Origin of the sequence: Nakamurella lactea DSM 19367 (assembly GCF_000426645.1) — a bacterium.
GTDB classification, from domain to species: domain Bacteria; phylum Actinomycetota; class Actinomycetes; order Mycobacteriales; family Nakamurellaceae; genus Nakamurella; species Nakamurella lactea.
On sequence record NZ_AUFT01000011.1, the window covers coordinates 144,426 to 165,142 of the forward strand.

Annotated in this window: 17 protein-coding genes and 1 tRNA gene; 2 read left to right on the forward strand and 16 right to left on the reverse strand. The window is 68.8% G+C overall.

Going from position 1 to position 20,717, the window contains the following annotated elements; all coding sequences use genetic code 11:
• Window position 1: 1 nt before the first annotated feature.
• From K340_RS0112625 to K340_RS0112640, 4 genes are all read right to left on the reverse strand, one after another.
• The gene (locus K340_RS0112625; RefSeq protein ID WP_029136976.1) at window positions 2-1,330 is read right to left on the reverse strand and encodes a dihydrolipoamide acetyltransferase family protein; all 1,329 of its coding nucleotides are present in this window, start codon (window positions 1,328-1,330) and stop codon (window positions 2-4) included.
• Window positions 1,327-2,331 (reverse strand): alpha-ketoacid dehydrogenase subunit beta, encoded by a 1,005-nt coding sequence (locus K340_RS0112630; protein WP_029136977.1) that lies wholly within the window; start codon window positions 2,329-2,331, stop codon window positions 1,327-1,329. The genes K340_RS0112625 and K340_RS0112630 overlap by 4 nt, the downstream gene beginning before the upstream one ends.
• Window positions 2,331-3,425, reverse strand: coding sequence for a pyruvate dehydrogenase (acetyl-transferring) E1 component subunit alpha (pdhA, locus tag K340_RS0112635; protein WP_029136978.1), 1,095 nt, complete (start codon window positions 3,423-3,425; stop codon window positions 2,331-2,333). The genes K340_RS0112630 and pdhA overlap by 1 nt, the downstream gene beginning before the upstream one ends.
• Before the next feature lie 71 nt (window positions 3,426-3,496).
• Window positions 3,497-3,985 carry a CBS domain-containing protein gene (locus K340_RS0112640; protein WP_211229408.1) on the reverse strand — a complete coding sequence of 163 codons (489 nt, stop codon included), beginning with the start codon at window positions 3,983-3,985 and terminating at the stop codon, window positions 3,497-3,499.
• Window positions 3,986-4,045: 60 nt separating this feature from the next.
• On the opposite strand from K340_RS0112640, the gene K340_RS0112645 reads away from it, so the two are divergent.
• Complete coding sequence (locus tag K340_RS0112645; RefSeq protein ID WP_029136980.1) at window positions 4,046-4,378, forward strand: cupin domain-containing protein; 333 nt, start codon at window positions 4,046-4,048, stop codon at window positions 4,376-4,378.
• A 16-nt stretch (window positions 4,379-4,394) separates the two neighbouring features.
• Here the strand turns inward: K340_RS0112645 and K340_RS0112650 are convergent, their stop codons facing one another.
• Complete coding sequence (locus K340_RS0112650) at window positions 4,395-6,380, reverse strand: acetoacetate--CoA ligase (RefSeq protein ID WP_029136981.1); 1,986 nt, start codon at window positions 6,378-6,380, stop codon at window positions 4,395-4,397.
• Between the two features lie 130 nt (window positions 6,381-6,510).
• Between K340_RS0112650 and hisC the strand changes: the two genes are divergently transcribed.
• Complete coding sequence (hisC, locus tag K340_RS0112655) at window positions 6,511-7,596, forward strand: histidinol-phosphate transaminase (protein WP_029136982.1); 1,086 nt, start codon at window positions 6,511-6,513, stop codon at window positions 7,594-7,596.
• A gap of 81 nt (window positions 7,597-7,677) precedes the next feature.
• Here hisC and K340_RS0112660 read toward each other — a convergent pair whose 3' ends face one another.
• The 11 genes from K340_RS0112660 to K340_RS29725 form a co-directional block, all read right to left on the reverse strand.
• Window positions 7,678-8,460, reverse strand: coding sequence for a sulfite exporter TauE/SafE family protein (locus K340_RS0112660; RefSeq protein ID WP_029136983.1), 783 nt, complete (start codon window positions 8,458-8,460; stop codon window positions 7,678-7,680).
• A gap of 101 nt (window positions 8,461-8,561) precedes the next feature.
• Window positions 8,562-9,374, reverse strand: coding sequence for a hypothetical protein (locus K340_RS0112665; RefSeq protein WP_029136984.1), 813 nt, complete (start codon window positions 9,372-9,374; stop codon window positions 8,562-8,564).
• A 69-nt stretch (window positions 9,375-9,443) separates the two neighbouring features.
• Window positions 9,444-9,529: transfer RNA gene (locus K340_RS0112670), tRNA-Ser, on the reverse strand.
• A 172-nt stretch (window positions 9,530-9,701) separates the two neighbouring features.
• Window positions 9,702-11,849, reverse strand: a complete 2,148-nt coding sequence (gene rhaD, locus K340_RS0112675; RefSeq protein ID WP_084614364.1) for a bifunctional rhamnulose-1-phosphate aldolase/short-chain dehydrogenase — start codon at window positions 11,847-11,849, stop codon at window positions 9,702-9,704.
• A 1-nt stretch (window position 11,850) separates the two neighbouring features.
• The gene (gene rhaI, locus K340_RS0112680) at window positions 11,851-13,023 is read right to left on the reverse strand and encodes an L-rhamnose isomerase (protein WP_037364439.1); all 1,173 of its coding nucleotides are present in this window, start codon (window positions 13,021-13,023) and stop codon (window positions 11,851-11,853) included.
• 65 nt (window positions 13,024-13,088) lie between these two features.
• The gene (locus K340_RS0112685; RefSeq protein ID WP_029136987.1) at window positions 13,089-13,901 is read right to left on the reverse strand and encodes a class II aldolase/adducin family protein; all 813 of its coding nucleotides are present in this window, start codon (window positions 13,899-13,901) and stop codon (window positions 13,089-13,091) included.
• Window positions 13,902-13,976: 75 nt separating this feature from the next.
• Entirely contained in the window at window positions 13,977-15,074 is a 1,098-nt protein-coding gene (locus K340_RS0112690) for an ABC transporter permease (RefSeq protein ID WP_029136988.1), read from the reverse strand.
• Entirely contained in the window at window positions 15,071-16,102 is a 1,032-nt protein-coding gene (locus K340_RS0112695; protein ID WP_051266090.1) for an ABC transporter permease, read from the reverse strand. The genes K340_RS0112690 and K340_RS0112695 overlap by 4 nt, the downstream gene beginning before the upstream one ends.
• Complete coding sequence (locus tag K340_RS29715) at window positions 16,099-17,748, reverse strand: sugar ABC transporter ATP-binding protein (RefSeq protein WP_084614366.1); 1,650 nt, start codon at window positions 17,746-17,748, stop codon at window positions 16,099-16,101. Before K340_RS29715 ends, K340_RS0112695 begins: the two co-directional genes overlap by 4 nt.
• A 99-nt stretch (window positions 17,749-17,847) precedes the next feature.
• The gene (locus tag K340_RS29720) at window positions 17,848-19,056 is read right to left on the reverse strand and encodes an autoinducer 2 ABC transporter substrate-binding protein (RefSeq protein WP_029136990.1); all 1,209 of its coding nucleotides are present in this window, start codon (window positions 19,054-19,056) and stop codon (window positions 17,848-17,850) included.
• A 131-nt stretch (window positions 19,057-19,187) separates the two neighbouring features.
• Window positions 19,188-20,702 carry a rhamnulokinase gene (locus K340_RS29725; RefSeq protein WP_051266093.1) on the reverse strand — a complete coding sequence of 505 codons (1,515 nt, stop codon included), beginning with the start codon at window positions 20,700-20,702 and terminating at the stop codon, window positions 19,188-19,190.
• Between the last annotated feature and the right edge of the window lie 15 nt (window positions 20,703-20,717).

The window sequence follows — 20,717 nt, forward strand, 5'->3', positions numbered from 1 at the left end:
GTTACACCACGATGCGGAGCGGGTTCTGCAGCAGCGATGTGAGGTCGGCCAGGAAGGTCGCGCCGGTGGCGCCGTCCAGCACCCGGTGGTCGACCGTCAGGGTCAGCTTCATCACCTTGCGGACGACGATCTCGCCGTCGGCGACCGCGGTCTGCTCGGTGGTGGCGCCGACCGCCAGGATCGCCGCCTCCGGTGGGTTCAGCACCGCGGTGAAATTGTCGATGCCGAACATCCCGAGATTGCTGATGGTGAAGGTCCCGCCGGCGAACTCGTCCGGCTTCAGCCTGCCATCGCGTGCCCTGGTCGCCAGGTCCTTGGCCTCGGTGGAGATCTGCGAGACGCTCTTGCGGTCCGGGTCCCTGACCACGGGCACGATCAGTCCGTCCGGCAGGGCGACGGCCACACCGACATGCACCCGGTGGTGGCGGATGATCGAATCTTCACCGAAGGACGAGTTCACCTCGGGGTGCGCGCGCAAGGTCACCGCGCAGGCACGGATCAGCAGATCGGTCACGCTGATCTTCACCCCGTCCGCCCCGAGCCCGGCGTTGATCTGCGCGCGGAAGTCGGTGAGCGGCCCGGCATCCACCAGCGTGGTCAGGTAGAACTGCGGCACCGCGAACGCCTCGGTGAGCCGACGCGCGGTGATCCTGCGGATGTTGCTGAGCGGGAGTTGTTCGTCGTCATCCCCGACGGCGCCGACCTGTGCTGCGGCCACCGGGACGGCCCCGGCGGTCGCGGCCGGACCGGCGGGAACCGGCCCTGCCGTGCCGACGGGCTCGGTGATCTTGGTCGACGCGGCGCTGTCGGCGATCAACCGATCAACGTCCACCCGGATGATCCGGCCACCGGGTCCGGTGCCGGTGACCGTCGACAGGTCGATGTCGTGCGTGCGGGCCAACGACCGAACGACCGGGGATGCCTTGAGCCGCACCGCCTCCGGGGCGGCGCCGGCGGATCCGCCCGACGCCGGAACCGCCCCGGACGCTGCCAGGGTCGGTGCTGCCGGGGTTGGTGCTGCGGCCGTGGCAGGCGCGGCCGGCGCGGCAGCTGCTGCCGTCGCAGACGGCGCGGCCGGCGATCCGTCATCGGCACCCGCATCGGCGATCACCGCGATCGGTTCGCCGATCGGCACCACCTGACCCGGCGGCACCAGTATCTTCTGCAGCACGCCGTCGGAGTAGCTCTCCAGGTCCATCACGGCCTTGTCGGTCTCGATCTCCGCCAGCACATCGCCGCGACGGACCTCGTCGTTCTCCGACTTGAGCCACTGCCCGATCGACCCCTCGGTCATCGTGTCGGACAGCCGGGGCATGAGAACGTCGGTCATCGAGACTCTCCTCGGGTGAACCGGGTCGCGTCCAACACCTCGTTGATGACCCGGACCAGAACGTCTGCATCGGGAAGTGCGATGCGCTCCAACGACTTCGCGTACGGCAACGGGATCTCCGCCGCCGCCACCCTGCGCACCGGAGCGTCCAGATAGTCGAAGGCGCCCTCGGCGATGCTGGCGGCCACCTCGGCACCGATGCCGTAGGTGAGCCAGTCGTCCTCGAGCACCACCGCCCGGCCGGTCTTGCTGACCGATCGGCAGATGGTCTCCCGGTCCAACGGCCGCAGGCTGGCCAGGTCGACCACCTCGACCGAGACACCCTCGGACTCGAAGCGGGCGGCGACGTCCAACGCGATCACCGCCGAACGCGAATACCCGACGACCGTGATGTCCGTGCCCGGTTTGATCACCTGCGCCCGACCGATGGTCGCGACCTGTTCACCGTCCGGCACTTCGCCTTTGGTGTTGTACAGCGCCAGGTTCTCCAGCACGATCACCGGGTCGTCGTCGCGGATCGCTGCGGTCAGCATCGCCTTGGCATCCCGCGGGGTGGCGGGGGCGACCACCTTCAGGCCGGGGACGTGCGCGTACCACACCTCCAGGTTCTGCGAGTGGGTGGCGGCCAACTGCTGGCCGCCACCGCCCGGGGTGCGGATGACCATCGGGACGGCGGTCTGACCGCCGAACATGCCGTAGATCTTGGCGGCATGGTTGACGATCTGGTCGATGGCCAGCAGCGAGAAGTTGATCGTCATGATCTCCACCACCGGCCGCATCCCGAGCATCGCCGCTCCGACGGCCGCACCGACGAAACCCTCCTCGGCGATCGGGGTGTCCCGGACGCGCTCCGGTCCGAACTCGGCCAGCAGCCCGGCGGTGATCTTGTACGACCCCTCGAAGATGCCGATCTCCTCGCCCAACAGGATCACGGATGGGTCCAGGGTCATCTCCTCACGCAGGGCATCGTGAAGTGCCTGCCGGTAGGTGATCTCGGCCATCAGTCGTCCCATCCCACCGGTAGCACCGGATCGCCGGGCATGGCCCGTGGTGTGTTCGGCACCTCGGTGGCATACGCGTAGGAGAACAGTTCGTCCGGTGCCGGCTCCGGGCTGGCGTCGGCGAAGGCGACAGCGTCCGCGACCGTCCGTTCGACCGCGCTGTCGATGGCGTGCGCGGCCTCGGCGTCCAGCACGCCGGCGCCGATCAACTGCTCCCGGAAGGCGGGCAGCGGATCCCGGCTGCGCAGTTCTGCGGTTTCCTCCCGGCTGCGGTACCGCGCCGGATCCACCACCGAGTGTCCACGCAGCCGCACACTCATCGTCTCCAACAGTCCCGGCTTTCGCTCGGTCCTGGCCCGCTGCAGCATCGCTGTTGCCGCCTCCCGGACCGCGATCACGTCGTTGCCGTCCGCCCGTTCTCCGGGGATCCGATACGAGCAACCCCGCTTGTACAGCTCGGGTTCGCCGGCCGCGTGCTCCACCGTCGTCGCCATACCGAGGCCGTTGTTGATCACCACATAGACGATGGGCAGGTGCCAGATCGCCGCCAGGTTCAACGATTCGTGGAAGGCACCGATGTTCGTCGTCCCGTCTCCCATCTGGCACATCACGGCGTCGGCGTCCGGGCCTGCTTCGCCCTGCAGGGTGAGCGCCAGGGCCGCCCCGGTGGCCGGCGGGAGCTGCCCGCCGACGATGCCGTAGCCGCCGAGCATCCGGCGCTTCACGTCGAACAGGTGCATGGACCCGCCGCGTCCGCCGGAGACCCCGTCCACCCGTCCGAACAACTCGGCCATCACCGGGCCGGGCTCCATGCCACGACACAGCGCGTATCCGTGGTCGCGGTAATTCGTGAACAGGTAGTCGGTGGGCCGCAGGGCCGCCATCAACCCGACGACGGTCGCTTCCTCGCCGAGGTTGAGGTGGCAGTAGCCACCGATCTTGGCCTTGGTGTACATCTCGCCGGCCCTGGTCTCGAACTCCCGGATCAGCGCCATCCGCCGGTAGTAGTCGATCAGCACCTCCGGCGGCTCGCCCGCGGTCGGGTTGGCCGCCGCGGCCGCGCGCTTGACGGAACCCCGTGCTCTGCCTGGCATCTCAGGCTCCGTACCGGTCGATCGGGCCACCGGATGACGATCGTCGAATGGGATGGTTGCGCCGCCTCACGTCACGCTCCGGGGAGTTGTTCCTGCAGATGGAACCGATCGCCGCTGCCCCCGCACTTCGGGCAGGACGACGGCTGACGGGCGCCGCGGACCGACTCGCCGCACACCCCGCAGACCCATTCGACCAGCCGGCCGACCAGGTCGTGCCGGGTGATCATGCCGGCCAGCCGGCCGGCGGCGAGTACCGGAACCCGGCGGATCGGCTGGTCCACCAGGATCTGCCGTACCTGCTCGATGTCGGTGTCGGTACTGACGCTGACCACAGTTGTGGTCATCACGTCGGCCGCGGTCCGTCCGGTCCTGGCCAACAGATCTCGCTCGCTCACCAGGCCGAGCACCACGCCGGATTCGTCGACCACCGGGACGCCGCTGATCCGCCTGGTGGTCAGCAACTCGGCAATCAGCGCAACGGAACTGTCCGGCGCCACCGAGATCGCGGGCGTCGTCATCACCTGTCCTGCCGTGATTCCGGCAGCGGGCATTGTCTCCATCGGACCACCTCACCCCGAGGCTAGCAGCGCGGACGGAACCCTGCCGGGTACCCTCACGACATGCACAAGGCCTCGATCGCCGCGCTCGTCCGCCAGGAGCTGGACGCCGCCAGGGCCGCCTCGAGCGGCCGGAGCGCGAAGACGGTCTTCGGCGGCCACGAGAAGGTGCTGCGGCAGACCGTCATCGCGCTGACCAAGGATCGCGCCCTTGACGAGCACGTCAGCCCCGGCGAGGCCACCATCTACGTGCTGCAGGGCCGGGTGCAGATGGACAGCGGCGGTGATTCCTGGACCGCAAGGGTCGGTGATCTGCTGATCGTCCCGTCGGCCAACCTGACCCTGAAGGCGCTCGAGGACTCCGCGGTACTGCTGACGGTCGCCAAGTTCGGCTGAGCGCTGCCCTCTGGCGCTACTTCGCCGACCGGGCGGCGGCCAGGAATGCGTCCAGCCCTGCCGGATCGGCCAACGCATCCTTGGATACCGCGGTGTCGACGGGCATCCCGGCAAGGATCCGCTTCACCGGCACCTCGCACTTCTTGCCGTTGAGCGTTCGCGGGACCGACGGCACCGCGATCACCGTGCCCGGCACGTGCCGGGGCGACAGCTCGGAGCGGATCGCCGCCCGCACCCTGGCGGTGACCGCGTCCAGGTCGGCACCGCCGGCGAGCACCACGAACAGCAGCAGATCGCCCTCGCCGGACGCGTCGGAGGTGTCGATCACCAGGGAGTCGAGCACTCCGGGATCGCTCTCGGCGACCCGGTAGAACTCGGCGGTGCCCATCCGCACGCCGCCGCGGTTGAGAGTGGCGTCGGACCGGCCCTCGATGACGCAGGAACCCCTGGAGGTGATCCGGATCCAGTCGCCGTGCCGCCAGACCCCCGGGTAGTCGTCGAAGTACGCCGCCCGAAGCTTGGACCCGCCGTCGTCACCCCAGAACGAGACCGGCATCGACGGCATCGGCGCGGTCAGCACCAGCTCACCGACATCACCGATCAGCGCGCCGCCCTGCTCGTCGAACGCCTCGACCCTGGCGCCCAGCGCGCGACAGGAGATCTCCCCCATCCACACCGGAACCGTCGGCGCCGCACCGACAATCGCCGTGCACAGGTCGGTACCACCGGACACCGAACAGATCTGCACCCGTGGCCCGACGTGCTCCATGATCCAGCGGAAGCCGTCGGTGGACAGCGGAGAACCGGTCGATCCGACGGCCACGACCGAGGTCAGATCCAGCTCATCGGACGGCGTCAGACCCTTGGCCCGGCAGGAGGAGATGAACGGCGCCGAGGTGCCGAAGTACGTCACCCGGTGCCGCTCGGCCAGCCGCCACAGCGCCAGCAGATCCGGGTACCCGGGATTGCCGTCGTACAGCACGATGGTCGAACCGACGAGCAGCCCACCGACCAGGTAGTTCCACATCATCCAGCCGGTGGTGGTGAACCACAGGAACCGGTCGCCCGGCCCGAGATCGCTGTGCAGCCGCAGCATCTTCAGGTGCTCCAGCAGGATCCCACCCACCGACTGCACGATCGGCTTCGGCAACCCCGTGGTGCCGGACGAGTACAGCACCCACAGCGGAGCCTCGAAATCCACCGGCACGTAGTCGATCTCGGCCGGCTGTCCGATCTCGGCGGTGAACTCGTCCCAGCCGGTGGTGCCGGCCGGCAGCGGCCGCCCGAGGGTCGGCACGATCACCGTCGCGGACAGCCCGGGCAGCGCCGCCCGCACCCTCGCGACCGTCTCGCCGGTATCGAACTCCTTGCCCCCGTACCGGTATCCGTCGACCGCAATGAATACGGTCGGCTCGATCTGGGTGAACCGGTCGATCACCGACGCCGGGCCGAAGTCCGGCGAGCACGACGACCACACCGCGCCCGACGCCGCGGTCGCCAGGAACGCCACCAGGGCGTGGATGCCGTTGGGCGCCAACGCGACCACCCGGTCGCCGGCCACCACTCCGGCCCGCCGCAGTCCGGCCTGAGCGCGGGCGACCTGCTGTCGGAGCTGTCCGAGCGTCACCAGCTCTTCGGTGTCGCCCTCGTCGGTGACGATCACCGCGAGATCACCGTCGGCCCGGCCGTCGATCGCGGCGAGGGCGTGTTCGGCGTAGTTCAGGGTGCCTCCCGGGAACCAACGGGCGCCTGGCATCGACGCATCCGGCAGCACCGCCTGCGGGCGGTTCACCCAGCGCACACCGAAGTAGTCGGCCAGCGCTCCCCAGAAGCCCGGCAGATCGGTGGTGGAGTACTCCCACAACGCGGCGTAGTCGCCGAAGTCCTGCCCGGTCCGGTCGGCCAGGAAGCCGGCGAAGTCGGTGATCGCCGCCCTGGCGACCCGTTCCGGCGTCGGCTGCCAGAGGATCTCGGGAGCGATGCCGGTGCCGGATTTCGTCATGGGACGTTCCTACACCAGCGGCCGGACCAGGGTCACGTCCAGCCTGCCGGCCGGTAGGGCCACCCCGGATGTGCGGCGGACCGGGGCCGACGCATAGCCTCGCCGTGAGGAATCTGACGAGGAGGTCGCGATGCCGGTCCGGATCCGGGAAGCGTTGGCCACGCTGCCCGCCTACGCCCCAGGCCGCACCGTGCCCGGTGCGGTCAAGCTGGCGTCCAACGAGTTGAGCTATCCGACGCTGCCGGTGGTGGCCGACGCGATCGCCGCCGCCGTCGCCGACGACTCCCCCACCTCCGTCGCGGGGATCAACCGCTATCCGGACAACGGCGCGACGAACCTGCTGGCGGCGCTGTCGGGCTACACCGGGGCGCCGGTCGGCCGACTGATCGCCGGCTGCGGCTCGGTCGCGCTGTGCCAGCAGATCGTCCAGGCGGTGGCCGGCGATGGCGACCAGGTGTTGTTCGGTTGGCGGTCGTTCGAGGCGTACCCGATCGTCACCCGGATCACCGGCGCGCTGCCGATCCAGGTCCCGGTGACCGCCGGCCACGCGCTGGACCTGGACGCGATGGCGGACGCCGTCACCCCGCAGACCCGGCTGATCTTCGTCTGCACCCCGAACAACCCCACCGGCACGGCGGTGACCTCCGCCGACCTGGAGTCGTTCCTGGACCGGGTCGGCGACGACGTGCTGGTGGTGGTCGACGAGGCCTACCGCGAGTTCGACAGCTCGCCGGATTCGCCGGACGGCGCCGCGGTGGCCCAGCGCCGGCCGAACGTGCTGGCGCTGCGCACGCTGTCCAAGGCCTACGGGCTGGCCGGCCTGCGGGTCGGCTACGCGGTGGCCGACGAACCGCTGATCGAGGCGCTGCGCAAGGTGGCGATCCCGTTCGCGCTGAACTCGGTCGCGCAGGCGGCCGCCGTCGCCGCCCTCGGCGCCGCGGACGAGCTGCGTCCGCGCTGGGAACAGGTGATCTCCGAACGGGCCCGGGTGACGGAGACGCTGCGCAGCACCGGTTTCGAGGTGCCGACGTCGCAGGCCAACTTCGTCTGGCTGCCGTTGCAGGACCGGGCGGCCGACTTCGCGGCGCACTGCGAACAGCACGCCGTGATCGTGCGGTCGTTCTCCCACGCCGACGGTGGCGGGGTCCGGGTGACGATCGGGTCGCCCGCGGAGAACGACCAGTTCCTGGCGGCGGCGACCTCGTACCGATCCTGAAAACTCGTCCCCAGTCGCACGAATTTCGCGGCGGATTCCGGGCGGGATCGGGCCGACTGGCGACGGGTCTTCAGGCGGTCGTCAGCCCGCCAGCAGCCGCCAGATCGCCACCGAACCGAGCACCACGATGATGCAGCGCAGCGCCACCGGGTGCAGCCGTCGGCCGAAGCTGGACCCGACGAAACCGCCGATCAGGGTGCCGACCGCGATCAGACCCGCGGCCGCCCAGTTGATCTCATGGAACCTGAACATGGTGTAGGCCGCGGCGGCCACCACATTGACGACCGCGGTCAGCACGTTCTTGATGGCATTGATCCGCTGCAACGACTCGGGCAGCATCGCGCCCATCACGCCGACCATCAGCACGCCCTGGGCGGCGGTGAAGTAACCGCCGTAGACACCGATCAGGTAGACCGCGATCACCAGGAGCACGTTCTGCCGGGCCGTCAGCACGGTGTGGTCCAGCCCGGCGGCGGCCTTGCGTCGGCGCACCCAGCGCTGGATGAACGGCTGGGTGATCACCAGGATCAGCGCCAGTACCAGCAGGGCCGGGACGATCACCTCGAACACCGTCGGCGGTAGATGCAACAGCAGCCAGGATCCGGTGATCGCGCCGAGCAGCGAAGCCGGCAGCAGCTGCCGGATCCGTGGGCCCTGGCCCTCGAGTTCGCGGCGGTAGCCCCAGCTCGCCGACAGCCCACCGGGAATCTGGCCGACCGCATTCGACATGGTGGCCACCACCGGCGGGAAGCCGAACGCGATCAGGGTCGGGAAGGTGATCAGGGTGCCCGAACCGACGACCGCGTTGATCGTCCCGGCGCCGATACCGGCCACCAGGATCAGGATGATCTCCACCGTGCTCACCCGAGGCACCCTATGTCGACAGGTGCGCCGGCCTTGCGGTGCGCCACGGACGATGTGACCAGCGGATCACCCACCGGAGCGCCGGAGCGGTGCGACCGACGTCAGACCCCGGCGGCCACCAGCGCGACGATCACCACCACGATGATCACCGCCACCACGATCCACGCGAACGCCCACGGCCGCCGTTCCATGAACGAGAGCACACCCGGATGCCGCTGGGCGAGCAGCTTCGGGGTGGTCGGTTCGGTGATCACGTCGAAGTTCTGCAACCCGATCCCCCTGGCCAGGGTGTACATGTCCGCCCCGGCGAACAGCTGACCGGACAGGTAGAGCAGCTTCTTGCGGTTGCCGTCGACCAGGATCAGCAACGGGCCGGCCGCGTTGCCGAACTGCTGGTAGTACTGCACCAGGATGCCGTAGGCCAGCTGCTGTCGCGGGATCGACCTGGGACCGCCAAGGACCCGGGTGACGACCACCGAGGTCGCCGTCAGCTGCACCCGTTTGATCATCCTCAGCACGGCCCCGACGGCGATCACCGCCGCGACGCCGATGATCGCCCACCACATCCCCGGACTGACGCTGGAGTTACTCGCGTTGTACAGGTTCACCAGGATCAGCGGGGCGAGGATGGCCAGCCGGGCCGCGACGCCCCTGCCGTAGGCCTTCCCGCTGGGTCCGATGTCGACCAGCACGCCGTCGCCCGGTGCACCGCCGGGCGAGCCGGTGCCGGGTCCGGATTGCGGCGCCGGCCAATTCTGCGGCGCCGGGCCGTGCTGCGGCGCCGGCCAGTGCTGCGGCGGCACCGGTGACTTCGTCAGATCCGGCCCGTTGGCCGGGGTCGTCCCACCGCCGTACCCGGCCGGGTACCGGCCCTGGTTCTGCCGCGCCGGATCGGACTGACCATGGAGATCCATGCCGACCAGTGTGTCAGGCCGGGCTCGACAGGCTCGGCCCGTCCGGGATCTCCTGAGAGATCACCAGAGCGGAGGCGGAGGGATTCGAACCCCCGAGGCTTTTGACACCTGACCGCTTTCAAGGCGGTTTCCTTCGGCCACTCGGACACGCCTCCTGGTGACCTGTCCAGGCTAACGGACGGACCGACCGCAGCAGGCATCCCGGCCCGCTGATTCCGGCGAGGATCCACTTCGCTCGCGAGGGTCCGATTGTTGACTTCTACAACACCAGTCACAGAACGTCCGAAGTGGATCCGCGCAGGCGAAGTGGATCCTCGCCGGGGTGGGTCAGCGCAGGAAGGCCGCGGTGACCCCGGAGTCGACCGGCACCATCAGTCCGGTGGTGATGGACAGCGTGCCGTTGGTCAGCGCCAGCGCCGCCTGCGCGATGTGTTCGGGCAACACCTCTTCCTTGAGCACGGTGCGCTTGGCGTAGTACTTGCCCAGATCCTCCTCGGCCACGCCGTAGGTCTTGGCGCGGGAGGCGCCCCACCCACCGGCGAAGATGCCCGACCCGCGGACCACCCCGTCCGGATTGATGCCGTTGACCCGCACCCCGATGTCGCCGAGTTCGGCCGCCAGCAACCGGACCATATGGGCCTGCGCCGCCTTGGCCGACGAGTAGGCGATGTTGTTCGGGCCGGCGAACACCGCGTTCTTGCTGCAGACGTTGATGATCGTGCCGCCCAGCTGTTGCGCCCGCAGCGCCGGCTCGGTGGCCTTGGCCACCAGGAACGAGCCCCGGGGCATGATGTCGTACTGCAGATCCCAGTCGTCGACGGTGGTGTCGGCGAGTGATCCGGCCCTGGTGATGCCGGCGTTGTTGATGACGATGTCGACGCCGCCGAAGGCGAGCACGCCCTGGGCGACGCCGGCCAGCACCGCGTCGTTGTCGGTGACGTCCATCTCGACGCCGACAGCCACGTCCGGGCCGCCCAACTGCCCGGCCACCTCGGCGGCCTTCGCCAGATTCAGATCGGCGACGATCACATTGGCGCCGTTCTCGGCGAACAGCGCCGCGATGGCCAGACCGATCCCGGAGGCCGCACCGGTGACCAGCGCAACCTTGCCGGCCAACGCTTTCGGCTTCGGCCGCCGCTTGAGTTTGTTCTCCTCCAGCTGCCAGTACTCGACGGCGAACTTGTCCGCCTCGCTCACCGGGGCGTACTTCGACACGCCCTCGGCCCCGCGCATCACGTTGATGGCGTTCACGTAGAACTCGCCGGCCACTCTGGCGGTCTGCTTGTCCGCACCGAAGGAGAACATCCCGACGCCGGGCACCAGGATGATCGCCGGGTCGGCGCCGCGAATGGCAGGGCTGTCCGGCGTGGCGTTCCGGTCGTAGTACCCCTGGTACTCGGCGCGGTATTCGGCGTGCAGCTCGGCCAGCCGCGCCGTGACCTTCTCGAGCGGGGCGTTGAACGGGGTGTCCAGCAGCAGCGGCCGCACCTTGGTGCGCAGGAAGTGATCGGGGCAGGACGTGCCGAGCTGGACCAGTTGGTCGAGCTTGCGCCGGGACAGGAAGTCCAGCACCACGTCGCTGTCGGTGAAGTGGCCGACCATCCGCCGGTCGGCGGAGGCCACGCCGCGCAGGTGCGGAAACAGCTCCGCCGCCCTGGCCCGCCGCTCGGCCGCCGGCAACGCCTTGCGCGACTTCACCTCTGCGCCGAACGGCTGTGCCTTGGACTGCCGGTCGAGGAACTTCTGCGCATCCTTGATGATCTTGCGGGAGCGCTTCTCCACCTCGTCGCTGCTGCGACCCCAAGCGGTCAGACCGTGACCGCCGAGCACCGCGCCGATCACCTTCGGATCGGCGGACACGTCCCGCATCGCCTTGCCCAGCTCCCAGCCGGGCCGCTTCCACGGCACCCAGGCGACCGTTCCGCCCCAGATCTTTTCGACCAGCTTCTCGCCGTCGGCGGCGCAGGCCAGCGCGATCACCGCGTCGGGGTGCAGGTGATCAACGTGCGGCAGGTCGACCAGGCCGTGCATCGGGGTGTCGATGGACGGGGTGGCGCCGCCGGTGCCGAAGCTGCAGTACGGGAACAGCTCGACCATCTCGTCCTCGTACTCGACGCCGCGGTAGACGCCGTCCAGCGCGACGAACCGGTCGCGTTCCAGCGTGGCCAGACCTGATGCCTTCAGTGTTCCGAGGTCGCCGCCGGATCCCTTGACGTACAACAGCTCTTCCTCGGCGCCGGTGGCCGGGTTGAGCTGACGGACCTTGGCGGAGGTGTTACCCCCACCGTAGTTGGTGATCGTCGGATCGGTACCGAGCCGGTTCGACCGGGCGATCAGGTCGCGAACCCCCTGCGGCAGCTCAGGTGCGCCCGTCGACCTGGCTGACGAGGCGGCTGCCGCCGCCTTCGCCGGGGCTGACGCCGCACCCTTGGTTGTCGGTCGCTTGCGGGTAGCAGCGGTCTTTCGTGCAGCCATCTCAGGCACCCCATCCGGCGGCGGAGCCGCCCACTCGTTCGGTCACGATCTTCTCGGCATAGCCACTCGCGGCGTAGGCGGCCAGCGGGTCGGCGGCCAGCCCCATCTCCTCGCGCACCTGCGCGAGCAGCGGCCGGACATCGGTGTTGTAGGCGTCCATCACGATCGCGTTGGCGGCCAGCACATCTCCGGCAGACCTGGCCTGCGCCAACGCCTCGGCGTCGACCAGCAGGGCCTTGGCGGTGGCTTCCTGGACGTTCATCACCGACCGGATCTCGGCCGGGATCTTCGCCTCCAGGTTGTGGCACTGGTCCAACATGAACGCAACCCCACCGTCCGGCAGGACCGCGCCGGCCTGGGCCACCTCGAACATGATCCGGAACAGCCCGAACGGATCGGCAGCGCCGACGATCAGGTCGTCGTCAGCATAGAACCGGGAGTTGAAGTGGAACCCGCCGAGCCGACCCTCACGGAGCAGGGTGGCCACAATCATCTCGATGTTGGTGCCCGGCGCGTGATGTCCGGTGTCCACCAGCACCTTCGCCTGCGGCCCGAGATGCAGACAGTGCAGCAGCGAGGTGCCCCAGTCGGGCAGGTCGGTGTGATAGAACGCCGGCTCGAAGAACTTGTACTCGACGAGCATGGTCATCTCGGCCGATGCCGCCGTCATGGCTTCATAGGTCTCTTTCAGGGCCTCGCCGAGTCGGTCCTGCCGATCTCGGATCGAGTCCTGACCGGGATAGTTGGTGCCGTCGGCGAACCACAGCGACAGGTGCTTGCTGCCCACCTCACCGGCGATCTGCACGCACTCGATCAGGTGGTCGATGGCCTTTCGCCGGATCCTCGGATCCGGATTGCAGACGCTGCCGAGCCGATAGTCGTCCTCCTGGAAGGTATTCGGGTTGACGGCACCGATACTCACGCCCTCGTCCGCGGCGTGCTGCGCCAGCTTGGCGAAGTCGTCGACCTGATCCCAGGGAATGTGGATCGCCACCGACGGTGCCACTCCGGTGTACCGGTGGACCTGCGCGGCATCGGAGATCTTCTCGAACGCGTCCCGCGGGATCCCCTGCTGGGCGAAGACCTTGAACCGGGTCCCCGAGTTGCCGTAGGCCCACGAGGGAGTCTCGATGTGTTGCTTGGCAAGGACACTGCGCACTTCGTCGGGTTGCATTTCGCTTCCTGTTCCGGTGATGTCGATATCGGTCGTTGCCGGGCTAGCGGTCGCCCGGCGGGTCTTCAGAAAGTTCCTCTGGCCAGGTTGCCGCGGCGCTCGGCGATGTCGTCACGGGCGAAGAACTTCGTCACCTGCTCGTCCGTCAGCGGAGCCACCCCGCCGACGGCGTACGCGGCAGTGCGGACCTGAGCGCCCTTCACCGCCATCGCCGAGATGCCGTCGACCCCGTCGGCGGTCGGAGCGATCGCCACGATGCCGTGATTGCCGAGCAGCACCAGCTGCGGCAGTTCGCCGGTCTGCTCGACCCGCTGGGCGAGCGCGGCGTGGAAGGTCTGGCCGAGCGCGATACCAGGCTGGGCGTAGGGAACGTACAGCGGGCTGGCACCGATCACCACCGCCTCGTCGGAGTACACGATCCGCTCGTACGCCTCGGCCGCGTGCACCGAGGCCAGCAGTCCGACCACCGCCGTCGGATGCGTGTGCCCGACGAACCGCGCCGCGTCGGCGACTCCGGCGGCCAGCGCAACCGCCTGTACCGCAACGTGAACCAAGGCCTCGATCGACCCGCGCCGGCGGCGGCCGCCGATCTCACCGGCGTCCAGCGCGGCCGTCAGATCGGCCTGGGTGGCGGCCGGATCGGTGAGCAGCGGCGTCACCCGGGCGACGTCGATCACCACGAAATCGTCTCTGGTGGCTGTTGCCATGTTCGAGCCGGACGCCTTCACCGCGATCCGGCCGCCGGTCAGTTGCTGAGAGGTGTTGCCCTCGGCCAGGATCACCAGGTCCCGCTCCGGCCGGCCCAACGAGTGAGTCAGCGCCAGAAGCTCATCGCTGACCTGGTCCGGGGCAAACACCGCGGTTTCTTGCTGTGGCACTGTCGTTCGTCCTCGCTGTCCGATCGGTGCGGACCGATGTTCGTGGTGGGTGGTGGAAACCGGCGACCCCGCCGGCTATCTGGCGCCGCCGTATCTTCGATTGGCCATGCCGTTGAGCAGCGCCGCCACGATCAGCACCACGCCGAGCGCCAGCAGCTGGTACTGGGTGCCGTCGTTCCCCTCGAACGACAGCAGGATGCCGGCGTTGAGCCAGGTGATCAGCAGCGTGGCGAGGACGACGCCGGCCACCCGGCCGATGCCGCCGGTGATGGCCACCCCGCCCAGTACCGCGATGGTGATGGCGGGCAACGCCATTCCGTTCCCCGAGGTTCCGGCATCCGGACGGGCCGAGAAGAACTCACCGGTGACATACACCGAGACCAACCCGGCGATCAGCCCCGCGAGCACGTAGGCCCGCATCCGGGTGCCGGCCACGTTGATGCCGGAGTACCGGGCGGCCACATCGTTGGTGCCGATCGAGTAGATCCTGCGCCCGTAGGTGCCCCTGGCCAGGAACAACCAGACCGCGATCACGGTCGGCACCAGAAAGGTGAACACGCCCAGCGGGATGTTGGGGATGAACTGGCCGATCAGCGGCAACTCGACCGACCTGGTCATCGAGTCGAGGCCCTGGATGGATTCGGTCGAGATCGGCTGCTGGTCGTTGATCACCACGGCCAGTGACTTGAACGCGTAGTACGTGGCCAGGGTGGCGATCAGCGCCGGGAACCCCAGTCTGGCCACCAGGAATCCGTTGATCCAGCCGAGGAAGGCACCCACGGCAGCGGCGAGCAGCAGGCCCGCCCAGAACGGCCAGCCCCACTCGCCGTAGGCGAAGCCGAACACCATCCCGGTCAGCGAGACGATCGCACCGATGGACAGATCGATGCCGCCGCGGCCGGAGACGATGACGATCAGTTCGGCCAGCGCGAGCATAGCCAGCGGCACCGCGTCGATCAGCACCGTTGCCATGTAGTCGAAGTTGTACTCGGCGGTCATGTATCCGCCGGCCGAGAGCACGAAGTCGACCCCGACGACCAGCACGATCAGCACGGCCAGCAGCACGATCCGCTGCGTGAGAACCGCGCGCAGCAACCGGGATCCGAGCGATTCCGAGGCCCCGGCCGGCGCGCTCTCCGGATTCACCTGAGGTGCGGGTGCGGTGGTGGTCATGCGGTCCTCCTCGCGCGCTGGCGGATCAGGTCGGCGCCGACGGCGACGATGATGGCCAGTCCGACGAACAGATCGGACAGCTGTGACGGCCAGCCGAGCTGGGTGACGCCGGAGGTGACGGTCTGCACCAGCAGGGCGCCGAGCACCGTGCCGAGCACCGAGCCGCGGCCCCCCATGATCGAGGTACCGCCGATCACCACCGCGGCGATCACCGCCAGTTCGCGTCCGGCGCCGACCGACTGGTCAAGGGTGGATGTGCCCTTGGCGATGTAGAACAGGCTGGCGATGCCGATCAGCAGCCCGGTGATCAGGTAGGCGAGCAGCACCCGCCGCTGCACCCGGACACCGGCCAGTCGGGCGGCCACCTCGTCGCCGCCGATGGCGAAGAAGTGCCGGCCACCAGCGGTGTGCCGCAGGTACCACCAGGCGATCGCGGCGAGCACCACGGTGATCAGGAACGAGTGCGGGACGCCGAAGCTCCGGCCGTCGACGCCGCGGCCGAGCGAGGCCAGGGTGCCGGGAATCCCGTTGACGGTTGACGAGTGGAAGATCTGCAGTCCGATGAACTGGAACAGGTTGGCGGTGCCGAAGGTGATGATGATCGCGTGGACCCGGCCGTAGGCGATCAGCAGGCCGTTGATCAGGCCGAGCACCCCGCCGATGACGATCGAGATCAGCAGTGCCATCCAGATCGAGAAGTTCAGTGACACCAGCATTTTCGCGGTACTGACGGCACACACCATGATCGCGCCGCCGACCGAGATGTCGATGCCACCGGTGATGATGATCATCGTCATGCCGATGCCGATCAGCGCTACCGGGGCGACGTCCACCAGCAGCGGCTGCAACGAGCCGGGCGTCATGAAGGCCGGGGTGAAGATCCACAGCAGGATCCAGACGACGGCGATGACGCCGATCAGCACCACCTCCTGGCCGGTGACCGGCGGGGCCAGCACCCGGCCCCGCGCTCGCGGAGCGGCGGCGGTCGGGTCGGCGCCGGGGTCCTCGAGCGTCGTGGGGCTACTCATCGGCCACCTCCGTTCTCGATGTCTGTGTCTGTCTCTGGGTCTGGGTCTGTGCCGGTGTCTGTGGCCGTGTCAGCACCGGTCGTCGCGGACCGGGCCACGGCCTCGTCGATGGCTCCGGCGGCCGCCGACAGCACGTCGACCTGAGTGGCGCCCGGCCCGAATTCGGCGACAACGGTGCCGGCCCTGATCACCTGCAGCCGGTCGGCGATCCGCAGTGCCTCGCTCAGATCCGAGGTCACCACCAGCACGGCTACGCCGTTCTCGGCGAGCTCGGTGATGATCCGGTGGATCTCCTCCTTGGCGCCGACATCGACGCCCTGCGTCGGTTCGGCCAGCACCATCACCTTGGGCTGGGCAACCAGTTGCCGGGCCAGCACGACCTTCTGCGCGTTGCCGCCGGACATCGCACCGATCGGGGTGCGTTCGCTCGGGGTCTTGATCGCCAGCCGCTTGATCAGGGCCAGCGCGGTCTCCTTCTCCTTCGCCCGGTCGACGAACACGTCACCGTAGGACAGTCGCGGCAGATGCCCGATCGAGATGTTGAACGCGATCGACTGGAAGCCGAACATGCCCTGCAGCTTGCGATTCGCCGGCAGCAGAGCGATACCGAGCTTGCCGGCCTGGCGAGGACTGCGGGGCCGCACCTGCTTGCCGGCCAGCAGCACGGCACCGTCGGTGTACCGCTCGATCCCGTAGAGGGTGTCGGCGATCTCGGACACGCCGGAGCCAACAAGTCCGTACAGCCCGACGATCTCGCCCGGCTTGACGGTGACGTTCACGTCGTGGAACTGACCGCGCAAACCGAGTTCGGACAGCACCAACATCGGTTCGCCGTCCGGGATGTTGCGCTCGACGCGCTCGTCGGACAGGATGCCGCCGACCATCAGTTCGGCGATCTTGCGCACCGAGAGATCCGCGATGGGATAGCTGCCGATGGTCTCGCCGTCCCGCATCACGGTCACCGCGTCGGCGATCCGGAACAGCTCGTCCAGCCGGTGCGAAATGTAGATGACCGACACGCCGCCGGCGGCCAGCCGGCGGACAACGCCGAACAGCACGTCGATCTCGTTATCGGTGAGAATGGCGGACGGCTCGTCCAGGATCAGGATCTTGGCATTGCCGACCAGCGCCTTGGCGATGGACACCTGCTGCTGGGTGGCGATCGAGAGTTCCCCGACGGCGACCGTGGAGATCCTCTCGGGCAGCCCGAGCAGGGCAAGCAGCTCGACCACTTGGCGGTTCTGCTCCGCCCAGTCGATCCGGCCGCCCCGGCGGACCTCGCGGCCCAGAAAGATGTTCTCCGACACCGTCAGTTCGGCGAACAACTGCGGCTCCTGGTACACGGTCGCCACCCCGAGGGCCATCGCATCCTGGGTCGAGTTGATGCTGACCGGCGAGCCCTCGAACTCGATGCCACCCGTATCCGCGGCCTCGGCCCCGGAGATGATCTTGATCAAGGTCGACTTGCCGGCACCGTTCTCACCGACAAGGGCATGGACCTGGCCGACGCCGACGGTCATGTCCGCGTTCCGGATCGCCCTGACCCCGCCGTAGCGCTTCGATATCCCGTGCAGCGCCAACCTTGGCTGCTCCGCCCCGGGCGCCGGCGGGCCGGGCACCGGCTCGACCGAAGATGCGGTGGGCATCAGGTAACTCCTTATACGGAAATGTGCAGTGCAGAAGGGGATGTCGGGTGCCCCCGGCGACCGGGCGGCGACGGCCGCCGGTCGCCGGGAGCGGATGGATCAGTAGTTGAAGTCGCCGACGTTGTCCTTGGTCAGCACCAACGGCGGACCGAGCAGCAGCGTCTTGCTGGCCGCGTCGTAGGACACGTCCTTCAGGTCCGCGGACACCTGTGGCTTGGCCGCGATCTCGGTGCCCTCGGCCAGCTGCACGCCGGCCCAGACGGTCAGGTAGCCAAGTCCCTGGACGTCCCAGAGGATCGAGGCTGACGATGAACCGTCCTTCAGGTACGGGGCCATCGACAGCGGGGTACCAAGCCCGACGGTGAAGACCGTGCCGATCTTGCCGGCGTCCTTGACCGCCTGGGCCACACCGGGTGCCGACGAGGTGCACTCTCCGACCAGACCGGTGAGGTCCGGGTGGGCGTTCATCAGGTCGGTGGCCATCGAGGTCGCCTTGCCCTGGTCCTCACCGGCGTAGACCACGTCGACCAGCTCGGCGTCCGGGTACTTGTCGGCCGCCACCTGCTTCTGCACCTTGATCCAGGAGTTGAGGTTCTCCGCGGTCTCGCCGCAGGACACGATGGCGTACTTGCCCTTACCGCCCATGGCCTTCATCAGCTGCTCGGTGAGCGCGGTACCGATGCCCTCGGTCGAAGCCTGCTCGACGAAGATCTGCCGGACCGAATCCGGCGCGTCGGTGTCGGAGGTGCCGACCTTGATCCCGGCGGCGTCGGCCTGCTTGAGCACCGGCGCCATCGAGTTCGGGTCGTTGGGCGCGACGAACAGCGCGTCGACCTTCTGTTGGATGAACGAGCGGGCGATCTGCGCCTGCTGCGCGGCATCCGCCGTGGTCGGGCCCTGGTACAGCCACTGCACGCCGAGGTCCTTGGCGGCCTTCTCGCCGCCGGCGTTCATCGCCTCGAAGTACGGGATGCCCTGCAGCTTCGGCACGAAGGCGATCTTGAAGTTCTTCGACGCCTTCACCGGCGCCCCACCCGCAGCGGAACCTGCCGTATCGGAGGCCGCAGCCGTGTCCGAGGCCGCAGCCGTGTCGGACGCCGCAGCCGTGTCCGAAGCCGCAGCCGTGTCCGAGGCCGCAGCCGTGTCCGAAGCCGCAGCGGTGTCCGAAGCCGCAGCCGTGTCCGAGGCGGCGGTGGTGCCGGCCCCGGCCGATGCGGTGTCCTCGTTCTTCTTGGTACAGCCGGCCAACGCCAGTGATGCAGCGAGACCGATGGCGATGATCGCCGAGATCTTGCGAGTGCGGGTCATTCCTTTCCTCCTGTTATTGCGCGGTCTCCCGCTGTTCTGGTGCGCGGTCTCCCGCTGTTCTGGTGAGCGGTCTCCCGCTGGTACGGCGCGCGGTTTCCCGCTGGTAGGGCGCGGTTTCCCGCGGTGTCACCTCATCGGCCCTCCCCACTGCCGCGGCCAGGGCCATCGCCGAGGTCCGCTTCGCGGAGCGCCTGCAATTGTTCGGCTGCGCCGCTCCAGCGGGCGTCCGATCGTGGTAGGTAGGAGGTGATCTCGGTGCCGGCGGCGACGACCTCGCGGATCTGTTCCGGGCCGTCCAGTTCGCCGAGCGCGACCAGTTGGACCGCGGCGTTGCCCAGCGCCGTCGCCTCGGCCGGACCGCAGTGCACCGGCACCCCGGCCGCGTCCGAGGTGAGCTGGGACAGCAGGACATTGTTGACCCCGCCGCCCACCACCGAGATCGACGGCGGCCGTTCACCGGTGGCCGCCGTGACATCCTCCAGCACGCTTCGATAGCCGAGCGCCAGCGAGTCGAGAATGCATCTGGCGACCGCACCGAAGCTCTGCGGCACCGGCTGCCCGGTGCGGGCGCAGTACTCGCGGATCCGAGTCGGCATGTCGCCGGGCGGCAGGAACTCCTGGGCGTCCGGGTTGATGATCGACACCAGCCCGTCCGCCGCGGCGGCCTGGTCCGCGAGCTCCGGATAGCTCAACTCGACGCCCTCGCGTTGCCACTGCCGACGGCACTCCTGCAGGATCCACAGGCCCATCACGTTGCGCAGCAACCGGATCGAGCCACGGTAGCCACCCTCGTTGGTCAGATTCGCCGCTCTGGTGGTCTCGCTGACAACCGCCTTGTCGACCTCGACCCCGGCCAGCGACCAGGTGCCGGAGGAGATGAACATCGCGCCGTCGTCGACATAGGGCACGGCGACCACTGCGCTGGCCGTGTCGTGCCCGGCCGGCACGATCACCCTGGCGCCGGCCAGCGCTCCGGTCGCCGTCGCCCCGCGGAGCGCGCCGACATCGGTGCCGGGCGCGACGACCTCGGGCAGCATGCCGGTCGGCACTCCCAGATCGTCGAGAAGCTCTGTTGCCCAACGGTTCCCGGCCATGTCGTAAGCACCGGAGGTGGAGGCAGCGGTGTAGTCGGTGACGGTGGCGCCCGACAGCAGGTGGTGGAAAACATCCGGCATCATCTGCAGGGTCTCGGCCCGGCGCAGCAGGTCGGGCCGATACTCGGCGTCGTCCATCATGCCGAAAATGCCGTTGATGGAAAGGATCTGCACACCGGTGGCGTTGTACAGCCGCTCCGGTCCGACCGTCCGCAATGCCCGTTCGAGGGCGGCCACCCGCCGCCCGTCCCGGTAACACATCGGGTCTTCCAGCAGGGCGCCGTCGGCGTCGAACAAGCCGTAGTCGACGCCCCAGGTGTCCACTCCGACCGAGGCGACCGGATCTGGCCCCGCGGCCAGCTCCGTCAGCCCCGCGTCGATGTCGCTGCCGAGCCGATCGACATCCCAGCGCAACCGACCGCCGTGCTCGTGCGGCACGTTCGCGAACCGGTTGACAATCCTTTGCTGCAACCGAGTTCCGTCGAACGAGACGGCCATCACCCGGCCGCTCTCGGCACCGAGATCGACCGCCGCCACCGTCCGGGCGCTCATCGGCCCGCCTGCCAC